Annotated in this window: 17 protein-coding genes, 1 tRNA gene and 1 pseudogene; 10 read left to right on the top strand and 9 right to left on the bottom strand. The window is 64.1% G+C overall.

Annotated features, from left to right (window positions below; genetic code table 11):
* The first annotated feature begins 22 nt into the window (after positions 1-22).
* Positions 23-796 (top strand): CPBP family intramembrane glutamic endopeptidase, encoded by a 774-nt coding sequence (locus KZZ07_RS21085; RefSeq protein WP_255564499.1) that lies wholly within the window; start codon positions 23-25, stop codon positions 794-796.
* A complete protein-coding gene (locus KZZ07_RS21080; protein WP_219516958.1) occupies positions 793-1,959 on the top strand; it encodes a serine hydrolase domain-containing protein in 1,167 nt (388 codons plus the stop codon). The genes KZZ07_RS21085 and KZZ07_RS21080 overlap by 4 nt, the downstream gene beginning before the upstream one ends.
* Before the next feature lie 445 nt (positions 1,960-2,404).
* Here the strand turns inward: KZZ07_RS21080 and KZZ07_RS21075 are convergent, their stop codons facing one another.
* Positions 2,405-2,908 (bottom strand): SDR family NAD(P)-dependent oxidoreductase, encoded by a 504-nt coding sequence (locus KZZ07_RS21075; protein ID WP_219516957.1) that lies wholly within the window; start codon positions 2,906-2,908, stop codon positions 2,405-2,407.
* Positions 2,826-2,993: pseudogene (locus KZZ07_RS28125) on the bottom strand (NAD-dependent epimerase/dehydratase family protein); the annotation flags it as partial. The pseudogene KZZ07_RS28125 and the gene KZZ07_RS21075, both read right to left, overlap by 83 nt.
* A gap of 169 nt (positions 2,994-3,162) precedes the next feature.
* Between KZZ07_RS28125 and KZZ07_RS21070 the strand changes: the two are divergent.
* The 3 genes from KZZ07_RS21070 to KZZ07_RS21060 are packed head-to-tail and all read left to right on the top strand — an operon-like array spanning position 3,163 to position 5,498.
* A complete protein-coding gene (locus tag KZZ07_RS21070; protein ID WP_219516956.1) occupies positions 3,163-3,951 on the top strand; it encodes a DUF4386 family protein in 789 nt (262 codons plus the stop codon).
* Positions 3,952-4,006: 55 nt separating this feature from the next.
* Complete coding sequence (locus tag KZZ07_RS21065; protein WP_219516955.1) at positions 4,007-4,924, top strand: helix-turn-helix transcriptional regulator; 918 nt, start codon at positions 4,007-4,009, stop codon at positions 4,922-4,924.
* A 49-nt stretch (positions 4,925-4,973) separates the two neighbouring features.
* On the top strand, positions 4,974-5,498 hold the full coding sequence (locus tag KZZ07_RS21060; protein ID WP_219516954.1) for an SRPBCC domain-containing protein: 525 nt from the start codon (positions 4,974-4,976) through the stop codon (positions 5,496-5,498).
* 225 nt (positions 5,499-5,723) lie between these two features.
* On the opposite strand, the gene KZZ07_RS21055 is transcribed toward KZZ07_RS21060, so the two are convergent.
* Positions 5,724-7,409, bottom strand: a complete 1,686-nt coding sequence (locus tag KZZ07_RS21055) for an acyl-CoA dehydrogenase family protein (RefSeq protein WP_219516952.1) — start codon at positions 7,407-7,409, stop codon at positions 5,724-5,726.
* Positions 7,410-7,637: 228 nt separating this feature from the next.
* On the opposite strand from KZZ07_RS21055, the gene KZZ07_RS21050 reads away from it, so the two are divergent.
* Complete coding sequence (locus tag KZZ07_RS21050) at positions 7,638-8,405, top strand: sulfite exporter TauE/SafE family protein (protein ID WP_219516950.1); 768 nt, start codon at positions 7,638-7,640, stop codon at positions 8,403-8,405.
* 5 nt (positions 8,406-8,410) lie between these two features.
* Positions 8,411-8,728, top strand: a complete 318-nt coding sequence (locus KZZ07_RS21045) for a hypothetical protein (protein ID WP_219516948.1) — start codon at positions 8,411-8,413, stop codon at positions 8,726-8,728.
* Positions 8,729-8,884: 156 nt separating this feature from the next.
* On the opposite strand, the gene KZZ07_RS21040 is transcribed toward KZZ07_RS21045, so the two are convergent.
* Both KZZ07_RS21040 and KZZ07_RS21035 read right to left on the bottom strand, forming a co-directional pair.
* A tRNA-Ala gene (locus KZZ07_RS21040) sits at positions 8,885-8,960 on the bottom strand.
* Between the two features lie 194 nt (positions 8,961-9,154).
* Positions 9,155-9,478, bottom strand: coding sequence for a TIGR02300 family protein (locus KZZ07_RS21035; protein WP_219516946.1), 324 nt, complete (start codon positions 9,476-9,478; stop codon positions 9,155-9,157).
* A 106-nt stretch (positions 9,479-9,584) separates the two neighbouring features.
* Here KZZ07_RS21035 and KZZ07_RS21030 point away from each other — a divergent pair, with 106 nt between their 5' ends.
* A complete protein-coding gene (locus KZZ07_RS21030; protein ID WP_219516944.1) occupies positions 9,585-10,274 on the top strand; it encodes a M48 family metallopeptidase in 690 nt (229 codons plus the stop codon).
* 27 nt (positions 10,275-10,301) lie between these two features.
* Here the strand turns inward: KZZ07_RS21030 and KZZ07_RS21025 are convergent, their stop codons facing one another.
* Positions 10,302-10,817 carry a J domain-containing protein gene (locus KZZ07_RS21025; protein WP_219516942.1) on the bottom strand — a complete coding sequence of 172 codons (516 nt, stop codon included), beginning with the start codon at positions 10,815-10,817 and terminating at the stop codon, positions 10,302-10,304.
* Positions 10,818-11,004: 187 nt separating this feature from the next.
* On the opposite strand from KZZ07_RS21025, the gene KZZ07_RS21020 reads away from it, so the two are divergent.
* Positions 11,005-11,652: a GntR family transcriptional regulator gene (locus KZZ07_RS21020; protein WP_219516940.1), complete on the top strand. Its 648-nt coding sequence runs from the start codon at positions 11,005-11,007 to the stop codon at positions 11,650-11,652.
* 46 nt (positions 11,653-11,698) lie between these two features.
* A complete protein-coding gene (locus tag KZZ07_RS21015) occupies positions 11,699-12,874 on the top strand; it encodes a cation:proton antiporter (protein WP_219516937.1) in 1,176 nt (391 codons plus the stop codon).
* Positions 12,875-12,888: 14 nt separating this feature from the next.
* Here the strand turns inward: KZZ07_RS21015 and KZZ07_RS21010 are convergent, their stop codons facing one another.
* The 3 genes from KZZ07_RS21010 to KZZ07_RS21000 form a co-directional block, all read right to left on the bottom strand.
* Complete coding sequence (locus KZZ07_RS21010; RefSeq protein WP_219516935.1) at positions 12,889-13,302, bottom strand: thioredoxin family protein; 414 nt, start codon at positions 13,300-13,302, stop codon at positions 12,889-12,891.
* A gap of 39 nt (positions 13,303-13,341) precedes the next feature.
* Positions 13,342-14,055 (bottom strand): cytochrome c biogenesis CcdA family protein, encoded by a 714-nt coding sequence (locus tag KZZ07_RS21005; protein ID WP_219516933.1) that lies wholly within the window; start codon positions 14,053-14,055, stop codon positions 13,342-13,344.
* Positions 14,056-14,248: 193 nt separating this feature from the next.
* The gene (locus KZZ07_RS21000) at positions 14,249-15,211 is read right to left on the bottom strand and encodes an acetyl-CoA carboxylase carboxyltransferase subunit alpha (RefSeq protein ID WP_219516932.1); all 963 of its coding nucleotides are present in this window, start codon (positions 15,209-15,211) and stop codon (positions 14,249-14,251) included.
* Positions 15,212-15,228: the final 17 nt, after the last annotated feature.

Genomic DNA, 15,228 nt, shown 5'->3' with positions numbered 1-15,228 from the left:
CGCTTTGCTCGGGTTTTTCGCCATGACCTTCGCGATCACGTGGGGCGTTGTAAGTCTGTATATTCTTGCGCCCGACTGGGCATCGGCCCGTTTTGGCGAGATCAGCGGATCGCATCCATTCTTCTTTCTCGCCACCTGGGCGCCTGCGATCTCGGCCTTTGCACTGGTGCTCTACTTCGGCGGGTTGGCGGGCCTCAAGGCGTTCCTGTCCCGCCTTTTCCTCGTCCGGTTGGCAGCGCCTTGGATCCTTTTCATCCTGATCGCCATCCCGGTCGTCTACATCCTTGGATCGTTGCTGAAGTCCGGTCCGGTTCTCGCCCCGTTGCCGCCCGGGGGTATTGCCGGGATGTTCGCGTGGACCTTTATGATGCTCTGTCTCGGTCCCATCGAGGAGTTCGGCTGGCGCGGCGTCGCTCAACCCATCCTTCAGCGCCACATGGCGCCACTCTGGGCCGGCATCATCATCGGCACGGTTTGGGGGATCTGGCATCTGCCCGCTTTCTTCCTCTCAGGCACCGTTTTCGCGGCATGGAGCTTCTTTCCGTTCCTCGTTGGAAACATCACGCTGGCCGTGCTCGTCACACCGATCTTCAATTCGGCGCGCGGCAGTCTGGTATGGCCCATGCTGTTTCACTGGCAGTTGATCTTTCCGATTTGGCCGGACGCACAGCCCTACGACACCTGGCTTTTCCTAGCCGTAGCGGTTGCCGTGGTCTGGTGGAACCGGAAGACCATGCTGCGCCGCGACGGCAGCGCTGTGGAGGTCATACCCTCAGACGATGGCATGGCCCGATGACGTGTGTCGCGCAACGGATCGCCGCGCTATCGGTGTCTTTGATCACGTCGGTTCATCCGGTATTGGCCGAAGCGAGGAGCGCGGGCAGCGCCGTCCGGCAAGTGCTGGCGGAGTTCCACGAAACGTATCGCTTTCCGGGCGCCACGGTTGCCTACGCCACGGAGGACGGAACCGTCGAAGCCTTCGCGATTGGGTACGCCGATGTCGAGGCAGGCATCCCGATGACGCCAGAAAGCCGGATGCTTGCGGCAAGCATCGGCAAGACGGTGTGGGGCGCACTCGTGCTGTCCCTCGAAGCGGACGGCATCCTCGCCAGGTCCGATCTCGTTTCGGACTACCTCGGCGACCGTCCGTGGTACGCCCGCGTGCCGAATGCCGCCGAGATCACGATCGAACAGCTCGTAAACCATACATCGGGCCTTCCAGACCACGTGCACATGGAGGGCGTGGCCGATGAACTGATCGAACTCGGGGAGGGGGAATTTGATCCGGTCGACCTGATCACGTTCATCCTCGACGAGCCACCGCTTTTCCAGGCTGGCTCCGGCTGGGACTACAGCGACACTGGCTACGTTCTGCTCGGGCTGGCGATCGAGGCGGCGACGGGTGAGGACGTGTTCGACCTTGCACGGGACCGTTTCCTCACACCGCTTCGTCTGCGCTCGACAGACCCATCGCTGGAGCCGAGGATTGACGGGCTTGCGGTTGGGTATACCGACGAAGGCAATCTCTTCGGTTTGCGGCCGCGCACGATGGATCGAAATGGGCACCTCGCCTGGAACCCTGTTGTCGAGTGGACCGGGGGAGGCTTTGTTTCGACATCGTCCGACCTTGCGGTTTGGGGGCGTGACCTCTTTTCAGGACGCGCCATGGACCGCCCGTACATCGACGACCTGCTCGATGGAGTGCCCGTGCACCCAGACATGCCCGATGTGCTCTATGGAAGCGGCGTCGCGGTCTACCAGACCGGACCCTTCGGGCCCGTGTACGGCCATGGCGGCTGGATACCAGGCTACGTGTCGAGCCTGCGGCACTATGCAGACCACGGCCTGACGATCGCTTTCCAGATCAACACCGACTTAGGGGTGGTGGACGACAGCACCGATCTTGTTCCTGCATTGGAGGCGGCGTTGGCCGAAGCGATACTGGGCGCCCCAGATTGAGAGATCGCGCAAGACGTTCGGGTTCGTTGAGCGAAAGAAGACATCCGCCTTCCGGTCACGGACAGCCGCTTCGTCCCGCGGAACCGAAGCTCGGGCCCGGAAGCTCCAACGACCGTTCCGTTGATAGACGGACGTTCAGCCTCATTGCAGCGATCGACGCTTGAGAGCCCGGAAAGGACGATGGCGTGATGGTCGCAAGAACCAAAATTTATGAAAAAAGAAACTCCAGTCGCCCCCCGTTTCCGTGGCATTTGGAATGACAGCTCGCGACGTGCGCCTTGCGCCTTCTGAACGATATTCGGCGAAGGCTGCTTCAACCAAGGGCAAGCGACCTGGCAACGAGTTCCGGAAAGAGCCGATTGAGCCTCAGGACCTTGCCGGAAAGACCGGGGGCCACGACGCGGCGTCTGTCGGCGAGGCCCGCAAGAATGGCTTCGACCATCGTCTATGGGCTGATCTTGCCTTTGCCGCGGCCCGTGGTCATCGCAGTGTCGACCAGTGGCGGGACCGCTTCCATGACATAAACCCCCATTGGCTCCACCTGTAAGCGCAAAGCCCGGGTGAATGACTTCAGCCCGGCCTTGGTGGCGCTATAGACCGGTGCGGAGGTCTTGGGATGTAGCGCCGTCAGCGACGTCACGTTCACGATGGCACCACCCGGCCGGGCGATGCGGTCGATGAGCGACCAAGTCAGCCGGATCGGAACTTCCAGGTTAAGCGCGATCTCGGTGCGAAGGGCCGCGCTGCGGTCTTCGTCTAAGAGATCCGTAACACAGTGTGAATACTGAACCCCGGCGTTGTTGACGAGCAGGTCCACAGGCCGGCCTGCGCACTCGACTTCCGAGACCGCGCGGGATCGCGTCGCTGTCTGTGAGGTCGAGCGCCAGGTGGCGGATCCGGCCGCTTTCCGTGGACGGAGATTGGCGCCGCACGATGGAAAGCACGTCATAGCCCTGGGCGGCGAGCTTGGTCGCGAGGACTGAGCCGATCCCGCTGCTGGTTCCGGTGACGATGGCAAATCCGATGGTGTCCATGAGTGGTCACCTTCGATCTGGATGCCGGTGTCCTACCGACGCGCAGACGAGACTAATTGAACAAACGCGCCAAAGACCGGATTGGGCGGATTGGCGCGATCCTTCAATAGGCGGGGTCTTGGCTCAGTCATGCTGGCGGCACGGAAACCTACATCCAAAGAGGTCTGTCATGCCTGTCCCACCCCGAACCCCCGACCGCGCGACGGCCGTCGTGCTCATCCTACATATCGTCGCCATGTTCGCTGGCTTCGCCGTTCTCGGTGGCGTCTTCGAGTTTCCCGAGGTTCTCCGCTATCCAGCGCCGGAACGCTTCGCGATCTTCGCCGAGAACGAGGCCATTATCCGTCCGACCTACTGGGTGCTGACCATGACCGGGATCACCCAGATCCTGATCTCGGTTCTTCTCTACCACGTGGTCCGCGCCCAGTCGCACATATCTGCGGCCCTGTCGTTGATCTTTGGCACGCTCGCCGGTTTCTGCCAGGCGCTCGGCTTCGGCCGTTGGGTCATCCTGATCCCCTATTTCGTGACCGAGGCCGCCGACCCGGAAAAGGCGCAGATGGCGGCGATGCTCGAAGGCGCGTGCAACCACTACGCCGGTATGCTCGTTGGCGAGCACCTGGCCAATATCTGCTGGGGTGTGTGGCTTGCGTCGATCTGTATCGTGTTCCTGAATGGCACGAACATCAGCCGCTCCCTGGTGGGGTACGGCCTCGCGCTCTCGCCTGTCCTGTTCCTGCTGGCTGGTGAACAGATCGGCGTCTCGGGCGAAGTGCTCGACCCGCTTGTGGATTTCGGCTTTCCGTTGCTGGCCGTCTGGCACATCCTTCTTGCGGTTCAGCTCTGGCGGCGAAACGGGGCTGAAGAGTACGCTGGGTTGGGTCGCACCGAATGGGTCACAAGGGGGCGTGCTGGCACTTGCCATGATCGTCCCGGCCTTCGTCTGAACCCTGCGTGATATCAAGGCGTCGGACCGCTCCAGCGGCCCGGCGCCCCTCGATCGGGAGGAGGACATGTCCGGTTTCACCAGCACGACGCTGATCGGTCTCGTGGTCGGGGCGATTGGCCAGATCGACCCGGACCTCTGCCGGGGCATTCTGCGGCCCGATCCTATGCAGGCCGGTGTCGTGTCCGACCGGGACAAGCTCACGCTGCTGACGGCTTTCACGGATCGGCACGGAGCGTCGGCCGTCCTACGGATCGGGCAATACCTTGACCTGGACGAGGAATCGCCCGTCATCGCCGTTCTGGTCCGGTCCGTCGAGCCGACAGTGCTGGCCGAGAAGTGGATGCGTCTGGAAAGATACTACCATTCAATCCACCGGACGCGGATCGACAACGGCACGCCGCGCCAGTGGCAGTGCCGGCGCGAGAGCAAGGCGGACCCCGCCAGCGCAGCCGAGAACCTGCTGATTGCGGGTATCCTTTTTGGCCTGCTTGCCCGTATCGGCGCGAAAGACTGCCGTCTCTCACTCGGTTCGGTGGAGCTTGTCCCAAACGAGATCGCCGAGACGAAGCTCGACTGCGACGCGCAGCATTTCTCGATCCGCTGGTCCAACGATCCTGCGGCTCTTTCAGAAGATCGTTCTGACGCCGGAACCGTGAATGACCGCCTCGCCGACCTGCTTGCCGGCGATATCGGGCTCGGCTGGAAGCTAGGGGAGGCCGCGCGGGCTATGGCGCTCTCGGACCGGTCTCTCCAGCGCCGGCTGGGAGAGGCAGGCCGCAGCTTTTCGAGCGTCCTGCGCCGCGCCCGGATGCGGCGGGCCACACACCTGCTGACCGAGACGGCAACGCCATTGGCCGAGATCGGCTATTGCTGCGGCTATGCCGATCAGGCGCATTTCCAGCGCGATTTCCGGCGGGTGTCAAGCGTGACACCTAGGTCGTTTCGTGATGTAGCACGGCAGTCTGCCGCGATCGTTCAATAGAAATGCGACAGCAGCGGGCAATCTGTCCTCATCATCAATGGAGGACACCATGCTCAAATCCGTCTTGTTCATCACCTCGATTCTCACTGGCGCAAACATGGCGGCAGCCGAGACGACAGAGCGCCCGACCCGGATCGAAATCGAGACCTATATCGATCTGCCCTACGCCGCAGAGAGTATCTGGCAGGTCTTGGTTGATCTGGCCACCTGCCCCGAGTGGAATCCGTACCATGTCCGTGTCGAGGGCGTGGCGGAGCGCGGGGCTCGGCTGGAGGTTGAGGTGCACAAACCCAACGGCCATCGACTCGTTATCCACCCTCGGGTCATCGTGGCCGAACCCGACCGCAGCCTCGTCTGGGGTGGCGGCGTCCCGGGCATATTTCACGGCGTGCACCGGTTCGACCTCGAACCCCTGTCCGAAAACTGCACCCGACTGCATCACACGGAAGTATTCGCCGGCCTATTCGTCGGATATGCGGAACTCGGCTCGATTGAAGCGGGCTATGCCGCGATGAACGCGGCGTTGGCAGACCGTTTGGCGAGCGTTTCAAGGGCGCTCGACGAAGCGTGCTGAATTTGGAGTGCACCTCCACGGGTCTGCTATCAATCTAAAGAAGCTTTGAAGGTCGGCAAAGTCCCGCCGAGCTGACCTCCGGCGAAGAAGCCTCCCGAAGATTTCTTCAGGAGGCTTCATGGGAAGTAGTGTCAGACCCGCAAGGAGGTCGACGTAGAGCTGGATCACGAAATGAACAAGGCCCCGCCAACCGGCGGGGCCTTTGCATTTCGGATCGGGTGCCAGTCAGGCCAGCAGTCGCCGCGCGATCACCTGTGCCTGGATCTCGGCAGCGCCCTCGAAAATGTTGAGGATGCGTGCATCGCAAAGGATACGGCTGACCGTATATTCCAGCGCAAAGCCGTTGCCGCCGTGGATCTGCAGCGCGTTGTCCGCATTGGCCCAGGCCACGCGCGCGCCCAAGAGCTTGGCCATGCCAGCCTCAAGGTCGCAGCGGCGGCCGTGGTCCTTTTCCCAGGCCGAGAAATAGGTCAGCTGCCGGGCGATCATGATTTCCACCGCCATCATGGCCAGCTTGCCCGAAACCCGGGGGAAGTTGATCAGCGACTTGCCGAACTGCTTGCGGTCGATGGCATATTGCATGCCCACGTCCAGAGCGGCCTGTGCCACGCCGATGGCGCGTGCGGCGGTCTGGATGCGGGCGCTCTCGAACGTCTCCATCAGCTGTTTGAAGCCGTTGCCTTCCTCTCCGCCCAAGAGGTTCTCGCCCTTGACCTTGAAGTTGTCGAAGCCAAGCTCGTATTCCTTCATGCCGCGATAACCCAGCACCTCGATCTCGCCACCGGTCATGCCCTCGGTCGGGAAGGGGTCTTCGTCCGTGCCCGGGGTCTTTTCGGCCAGGAACATCGACAGGCCCTTGTAGTTGTCCGTCGACGGATCGGTCCGCGCCAGCAGGGTCATGACATGGGTCCGCGCGGCGTGGGTGATCCAGGTCTTGTTGCCGGTCACGCTGTAGTCGCCGCTTTCGTCCTTGACCGCGCGCGTGCGCAGCGACCCGAGGTCGGAGCCGGTATTCGGTTCGGTAAAGACGGCCGTGGGAAGGGTCTCGCCGCTGGCAAAGCGGGGCAGCCACTTTTCCTTCTGTTCCTGCGTGCCGCCAGCGATCACCAGTTCGGCGGCGATCTCGGACCGTGTGCCCAGAGAGCCGACACCAATATAGCCGCGCGACAGTTCCTCGGAGACAACGCACATCGAGGCCTTGGACAGGCCCAGGCCGCCGTATTCCTCGGGGATGGTCAGGCCGAAGACGCCCATTTCTGCCAGTTCCTCGATGATTTCCATCGGGATCAGCTCATCCTTGAGGTGCCATTCATGGGCATGAGGTTCGACGCGCTCGACCGCGTAGCGGCGGAACTGGTCGCGGATCATCTCCAACTCTTCGTCCAGCCCGGTGCGACCATGCGTGACTTCGGCCTGGCGCTCTTCCATCAGGTGCACCAGCCGGGTGCGGGCGCCGGGGTTGTTGCCGTGCTGCATGAGATGCTCGACCGTTTCGGTCAGCATCGCGCGGCGCTCGTCCTGGCTCAGGCCCATGTCCGCCAGGCGCACGATTTCGCCCTGGTTCATCTGGATGCCGCCGTGGATCTGCGACAGGTACTCGCCAAAGGCGATCTGGTGGATCAGTTGCTCGACCTCGCCAAAGGTGCCTTCCGCCTCCAGACGGGTGGCCCAGGCCTGCATCTGACGCAGCGATTCGACGTAGGTGGCCAGCCAGGCCAGCCCGTGTGCGGCAAACTGGTTCTGCTCGACCAGGGCGCCGGACACGCGGCCATCGGCCATCACCATTCCCTGCACATGGGTGCGGGCGGTTTCCAGGATGCCCTCGATCGGCGCGATCGATTCGCCGGTCAGGGTCAGAAGGTCGGGCAGAATCACGCTGCCAAGGCTCAGGTCTTGTCCGTCATGCGCCATTCAACAGGTCCTCTCTCTTTGTCGCCGTGCGGGCTGGCTTGGCCATCCCTTTGCGCGAATAGCAAAATATGCGCCCCGGGATTTTGGGTCGGCATACAACTTCCCGACGGTCCTAGCTACTTTGCAGGTGCAGCGCAACAAAAATGCTTGAGGTGCGGCGGTATTGTTCAATTGTTGCGCGATGTTGAATCCACGTGCGGTCAGGGCAGGACATGCTAAGAGGCCGCCATGCCCGGAATTCTTGCCGATCTGACCCCGCTTACGGTTCTCGTTGCCCTAGGAATTGCCTCGCTTGCCGGGGTGATCAAGGGGCTGGTCGGTTTTGCCATGCCGATGATTCTCGTTTCGGGCCTCGGCAGCCTCGTGGCACCGGAACTTGCCCTGGCGGGTTTGATCCTGCCGACGCTGGTGACAAACGGTTTCCAGGCGCTGGCCCAGGGGCCACGCGCGGCCGTGCAATCCGTGCGCCGGTTCCGGGTCTTTCTTGGCGTTGCCTGCGTGATGCTGTTGCTGTCCGCCCAGTTGGTGGCGGTGCTGCCGGCGCAGGTCCTGTTGCTGATGATCGGGGCGCCAATCACCCTTTTCGCGATTCTGCAGCTAGCAGGCTGGCAACCCCGCGTCGCAAGCGAGGGCCATAGGGGGCTGGAAATCGGGATCGGGGTGTTTGCCGGGTTCATCGGTGGGTTCTCGGGCGTCTGGGGGCCGCCGACCGTGGCCTACCTGACAGCGATGGGCACCGAGAAACGCGAGCAGATGCGTGTACAAGGCGTGATCTACGGACTGGGCGCGGTCGCGCTGACCCTGGCCCATATCGGCTCTGGCGTGCTGAACGCGGCGACCGTCTGGCTGTCGCTGGCACTGGTGCCGCCAGCATTGGTGGGCATGTGGGTCGGGTCGCGGGTGCAGAGCCGGATCGACCAGCGCGCCTTTCGGCGGGCGACCTTGCTTGTGTTGCTGATCGCGGGCTTGAACCTTGTGCGTCGCGCCTTAACCTGACGGTCATGACACAGCAGGATTGGTCCGCGCATGTGACGCGGCTTGTCGAGGATGAACTGGCGGGCTTTGCGGTGGAAAGCCAGGGGGACCGGCTGCTGCTGGAGGATTTCGCGCGCATGCGCGTGCGTCGCCCGCGTCCGATCACGGTGAATTTCAGCGGCGGGCTGACCCAGACCTGTTACAGCGTGACCCGTTCCAACGGCGCCTACTCGGTGCTTTTCCTGCCGCGGGCGGGGTATTTCAGCCTGTGCGTGGACAGCGATTTCGGACCGTTGGACATCGGCGTTCACGGACCCGCGCTGGGATGCTTCGCCTCTGTCTGAGGCTCCCTGGACGTCTGGTTGGACGGGCGAAGACACATAGGGTTGTGTGTCGGCTAACTTGAGACAGCAGACCCTGAGGCCAGTCTTTCAAGTGCATCCGACTCGGTCCGAAACATATCGCACCAACGTTCAGCTATCGTGTTGAAGTGGGGGTAATGGTGGAGCCTAGGGGGATCGAACCCCTGACCTCTACAATGCCATTGTAGCGCTCTCCCAGCTGAGCTAAGGCCCCATTCCCGGGCGACGCCATCGGCGCCGTGGGCGGGAATTACGCCCTGCCGCCGATGGGATCAAGCGGAAAATTGCGGCAAGGAGAGAATTTCCTGACGGAGCTTCGGCAGAGGTCCTGACGAAGGGCCGCGCAAAGAAAAACGCCGGACGGAGGACCCGACCGGCGTTGCTGTGTACTGTGCTGGTGGCCAGAAATCAGGTGTCGTCGTCTTCGTTCGAGACGTCCGTGATATCGTCCAGAGAGACGTTGTCGTCCTCCTCGTCCTCGAGAACGTCATCATCGTCGAGATCGACATTGACGTCATCGTCCTCGATCAGATCGACTTCTTCCTCGGACTCCTTGGCCTTGGACTTGTTGGCGGCATCCGCTGAATCCGCAGCGATCATGCTCCGCTTGCCGGTTTCGAGGTTGACCACCTCGCCGGTATAGGGGCTGACGATCGGGTCGCGGTTCAGGTCGTAGAAACGTTTGCCAGTGGTGGGGCAGACACGCTTGGTGCCCCATTCTTCCTTGGGCATGGGTGATCCCCTTCAACTCTCTGTGTCTGTCGACAATCCACGCCCCCTGCCATATCAGGTGAGGGATGTCAAAAGCTTTGACAGCAAGCAGCGGGGCAGGGGGCATATGGGGCAAATCACCTTGACTGGCAACCCTCCGGTTGCGGTTGTCCTGCGGCGGTCGGCGCGTGCCCGCCGCCTGTCGCTGCGGATCTCGCAGCTGGACGGGCGGGTGACGCTGACCCTGCCGCAAAAAGTGCCCGAATCCGAGGGGCTTGCCTTTCTCCGTTCCAAGGAAAGCTGGTTGCGCGGGCACCTTGCCGGGGTGTCGGGGCCGGTGGCCGTTGGCCCGGGGGCGCGCGTGCCTGTCGAGGGGGTCATGCACGAGATTCGCGGCGGCAGCGGTCGCCAGGTGCGGCAGGCCGACGGGGTATTGCTGGTGCCCGGCCCCGAAGAGCGGATGGCGGCGCGGTTGAAGGGGTGGCTGCGGACGCGGGCCCGTGACCGGCTGGCAGAGGCCTCGGACCGTTATTCCGCGCGGCTCGGACGCGATTACAGCCGCCTGACGCTGCGGGATACACGCTCGCGCTGGGGCAGCTGCACCCATGACGGTGGCCTGATGTATTCCTGGCGACTGATCCTGGGCCACCCCGAGGTGCTGGACTACGTCGCCGCGCACGAGGTCGCGCATCTTCGGCACATGGATCATTCCCCGGCCTTCTGGCGACAGGTCGAGGCGCTCTATGGCGACTGGCGCAGCCCCCGAAAATGGCTGAAGGAACACGGTGCGGAACTGCACCGATACCGGTTCGACTGACCGCGTGGTGCCGTGCAGGCAGGCCGGTCAGGCGCGGTGCACTATCTTGCCCGAGTCGACCTGCGACGCGGCGGCGCAAAGCCGCTGACCGGCCCGGAATCGTTCTTTTGCCTGGGCAGAGACGAAGCTGGCCCAAAGCGTTTCGCGCCGTTCGTTTTGGGGCTGCGCCTGCGGGGGCTGTGCGGTCGCCGTGGGGTTGGTCTCGCGTGGTGCCTGGTTCGTCTGACGGGCTTGAGCGCTGTCGCTGCGGGGCTCCTGCGCTTGTGGCTTGCGGCGACGCGCGCGCCACCCCTGTTCCTCGCGCGGCTCCTGGGCCTCGCGCTCTTTCATGATCCGCAGTTTCTCGGGGTTGTGCCATCGCAGGGCGTCATAGGCGTTGTTCAACTCGGCCAGCTTGCGTGTGCCTTCCTCGATATCGCCTCCGCTGACGTCGGGATGGTGCGCCTTGACCTGCCGGATCCACGCGCGCCGGATGGTGGCGAAATCATCCTCAGGCGTGACGCCAAGCGTCTTGTAGGCGGACATCGGTGCGGTACGGGTCATGACAAACTCTCTTGCAATGCGTGGCACGGTCCGCGGCCCGCCCCCGGGAACCGTCGGAAAAATCTTAAATTGACGATAACTTTGATTCATATCCGCCGTGTAGCCCGTTTCGCTTGCAAGGGTTAACGCGGGCGGGCGGGGCGTCACGGCCATTGACCGGCGCCGCAAATGTGATCACAAAAGACACATGCAAGCCGTATCCAGACCAGAGATCGCCGCCTCGGCCCATGACCGCGTGTATCGCGGACTGCGCACGCGGATCATGCACGGGCAGATGGCGCCGGGTCAGGCGCTGACCCTGCGCGGCATCGGCCGGGAATTCGACGTCTCGATGACCCCCGCCCGCGAGGCCGTGCACCGGCTGGTGGCCGAGGGGGCGCTGACCATGTCCTCTTCCGGGCGGGTGTCCACGCCCGAGCTGTCGAACGAGCGGATCGAGGAACTGGCCGCCCTGCGCGCCCTGATTGAGGTCGAACTGGCCTCACGCGCGCTGCCAAGGGCGCATATCGCGCTGATCGAACGGTTGCATACCATCAATGCCACCATCGCAGACGTTGTCTCGAACCGCGATTCGGTGGGCTATATCCGTACCAACCTGGAGTTTCACCGCACGCTCTACCTGCGCGCGCAGGCGCCTGCGATGTTGGCGATGGCAGAAACGGTCTGGTTGCAGCTGGGGCCGACGATGCGGGCGCTTTATGGTCGGCTGCGGCGGTCGGAACCGCCGCAGTATCACCGGCTCATCATCGCGGCGCTCAAGGCGGGCGACGAACCGGGCCTGCGGCTGGCGGTGCGCTCTGACGTGACACAGGGCCTGCGGATGCTGGCGGGCTGATACGGTCCCCATTGGCAGCGCTGCCGCGATGCGGCAAGTAGCAGGTATGGAATTCGCACCGATCTTCATCACGCTGGGCGTCTTGTTTCTTGCGGGGCTCGCGGCGGACACGCTGGGGCGGCGCACCCGGGTGCCCGGCGTGACCCTGCTGTTGGTCATTGGCGTGCTGATCGGCTCGTCGGGGCTGGCGCTGCTGCCCAAGGCGGCAATCCACTGGTACGAACCGCTCTCCATCGTGGCCCTGACGATGGTGGCATTTCTCCTGGGGTCGTCCCTGCGCCGTGACAAGGTGGCGGCACACGGGCGGGCGATCCTGGCAGTCTCCGTGGCGGTGGTCCTGGCGACGATGGTGGTCGTGGCCATCGGCCTCTGGCTGATTGGCCTGCCGCCGGAACTTGCGATCCTGATCGGGGCCGTGGCCACGGCGACCGACCCGGCGGCCACGCAGGAAACCCTGCGCGAGGCAGGGGGCGAGGGCGATTTCGCCGATACCTTGCGCGGTATCGTGGCCATCGACGATGCTTGGGGGATGATGGTCTTTGCCTTGGCGGTTGTGGCCGCGCAGGCCGTCGCCAGTGCCGGGTTTGATCCCCAATTGTTGCTTGTGGCACTCTGGGAGGTGGGCGGCGCGCTTGTGCTTGGCCTGGTCATCGGCCTGCCGGGGGCCGTTCTGACCGGGCGACTGCGCCCGGGAGAGCCGACGCGGATCGAGGCGCTGGGCCTCGTCTTCCTGACTGCGGGTCTCGCGCTTTGGTTCGAGGTGTCGTTCCTGCTGGCGGGCATGGCGGCGGGGGCGGTGATCGCCAACCTTGCGCGACATCACGAACGCGCCTTCCACGAGATCGAGATGGTCGAGCGCCCTTTCCTGATCCTCTTTTTCCTGCTCGCCGGGGCGTCGATGGAGCTGGCCGCGCTAGCCGCTGTCGGCTGGATCGGGCTGGGGTACATCATCCTGCGTATCCTCGGACGTCTTGCCGGGGGATGGCTGGGGGGGCTGTTCGGCGGGCTGACGCCTGTCGAACGGCGCTGGATCGGCCCGGCGTTGCTGCCCCAGGCGGGTGTCGCGGTGGGCATGGCTCTGGTCGCTGCTGTCGAGATGCCCGCAGTCGGGGATATCCTGTTGACCCTGACCATCGGGACGACCGTGGTCTTCGAGCTGATCGGCCCCGTGGTCACCCTCATGGCCGTGCGCGCGGTGCACAAGGCGGATGGCGGGGCCTGAGGCCCCGCCTGTCGTCAGGTCATGGCGGCGGTCAGGGCCGTGTCCATCAGTCCCTTGATCGACGCGCGAGAGGTCTGGGCGACAATCCGGCCCAGTTCTGCCTGTCCTTTCAGGACGACCAGCGTCGACCGGCGCGGGATCTTCAGCGATTTCGCTAGCTCGGACCGGCTGTGCTCGTCCCAGTCCACGTCGATGAAGGTGATCTGTGCCTCGTAGTCCGGATTTTCACCCTTCAGCGCCTTGATGACGCGCTCTTGCGCGGCGCAGGTCGAGCACCAGCTGGCCTTGAAATCCAGAAAGACGGTGTCGCCCTTGTCCAGGTGCGTTGTCACGAGGCCGGGGGTGTAGGCCAGCGGTGCCGCATGGGCAGCAAGGGGTAGGGCAAAGGCCGTTCCGGCGGTTAGGGTCAGAAAGCGGCGGCGATCCATGTGAAAGCTCCTTTGTAGGTTCGGGTCTCGGGCCCGGGGTCAGAGGGAAACGGAAAGGTCGATCAGCCAGGCCGGCAAGACACCGATAAGCCAGGCCTCGACCAGATGATGCAGGTTAAAGAAGAGTCCGAGCCCCACGGCCACGAAAGTCGCGCCCAGGATCGGGCGGGTCCGGATCGCAAGGGCGCGTAACTGGCTGTTGTACCGGCCGACCGCGCCGCGGGTGCCATAGGCCAGCCCAAGGATCAGGGTCGAGACGCCAAGCGCGAAGAACAGCATGATCAGCGCGGCCCAGCCCAGGTTCTGCCCCTGGCTGGCCAGCGAAATGGCGCCGCCCAGGGTCGGACCGATACAGGGACTCCAGACCGCGCCCAGAAGCAGCCCGCCGAGGAACTGCCCGCGCAGTGCGCCACGGTCGATCTGATCCATCTGCACATCGGCACGGGCCGATAGACCGGCAGTGGCCGTCTCAAGAACGCCCGCCGCCTGGGGCAGCAACAGCGCCAGCCCGAACAGCACCATCAGCACGGCCCCCACCCGGGACACCATGTCGATGCCGATCCCCAGCGCATGGCCAAAGGCCGTCACCCCGACGCCCAGCACCACGAAGGACAGGCTGAGCCCCGCCGCCATGACCAGGGGGCCAGCCCGGCTGGCCTGCAGGGCGGTGGCGATGACGATGGGCAGCACCGGCACCACGCAGGGGTTGATCAGGGTCAGCAGCCCGGCCCCATATGCGAATATCAGCTCCATGCGGGGGATACTGCCGGGACCGGGACCTGCCTGTCACCCGACAATGCCCTGACGCATCGTCACGAGCGCGTGCAAATTGTTTCGCGCCGGCTCTCAGCGCAGGCAGTTCTGGCGCACGAGGCTGCAGAGCGTTTCGCTACAACTGCAGGTTGGGAGAGGCCGGATTCGCCCGTCAAGGGCGCGGTGTGGCGGTTCAGGCCGCCAGGCCCTTGGACCCGATGTTCAGGAATTTGTTGCGGCGGGCGCGGATCAGGTCCTCGCGCGACATGCCGTCCAGATCGCCCAGAAGGCCGGTGATGGCGCTGTGCACGGCGGCGATGGCGGCCTCGCTGTCGCGGTGCGCACCGCCCAGCGGCTCAGGCACCACCCGGTCGCAGACCCCCAGTTGATGGAGATCCTGCGCGGTCAAGCGCAGCGCCTCGGCGGCCTCGCGCATCTTGTCGGAATCCTTCCACAGGATCGAGGCGCACCCCTCGGGCGAGATCACCGAGTAGACAGCATGTTCCAGCATCGCCACCCGGTTGGCGGTGGCAAAGGCGACGGCGCCACCCGACCCGCCCTCGCCGATCACGACAGTGACCAACGGCACGCCGATCTGCAGGCACTTCTCGGTCGCGCGGGCGATGGCCTCTGACTGGCCGCGTTCCTCGGCCCCCTTGCCGGGGTAGGCGCCGGGGGTATCGACCAGCGTGACCACGGGCAGGCCGAACTTGTCGGCCATTTCCATCAGACGCATCGCCTTGCGATAGCCCTCGGGCCGGGCCATGCCGAAGTTGTGGGTGATGCGCGAGCTGGTGTCGTTGCCCTTTTCATGGCCGATCACCACAACCGGACGATCGTCCAGCCGCGCCAGGCCGCCCATGACCGCGTGATCGTCGGCAAAGCCGCGATCCCCGGCCAGCGGCGTGAACTCGGTGAACAGCGCCTCGACATAGTCCTTGCAATGTGGCCGGTCAGGATGGCGCGCGACTTGGCATTTCCGCCAGGGCGTCAGCTTGGCATAGAGATCCTTGAGAAGGGTCTCGGCCTTGCGGTCGAGCCCGGCAGCCTCTGCCGCGACGTCCATTTCCTCGTTGTCACGCGCCATGCGGCGCAGCTCTTCGGCCTTGCCTTCGATTTCGGCCAGGGGTTTTTCGAAGTCGAGGTAATGAGTCATCCGGGTCTCCTTGCAGG

This window comes from Mameliella sp. CS4, from assembly GCF_019392335.1.
Lineage (GTDB): Bacteria > Pseudomonadota > Alphaproteobacteria > Rhodobacterales > Rhodobacteraceae > Antarctobacter.
This window is presented reverse-complemented; position numbering and strand designations above follow the sequence as displayed.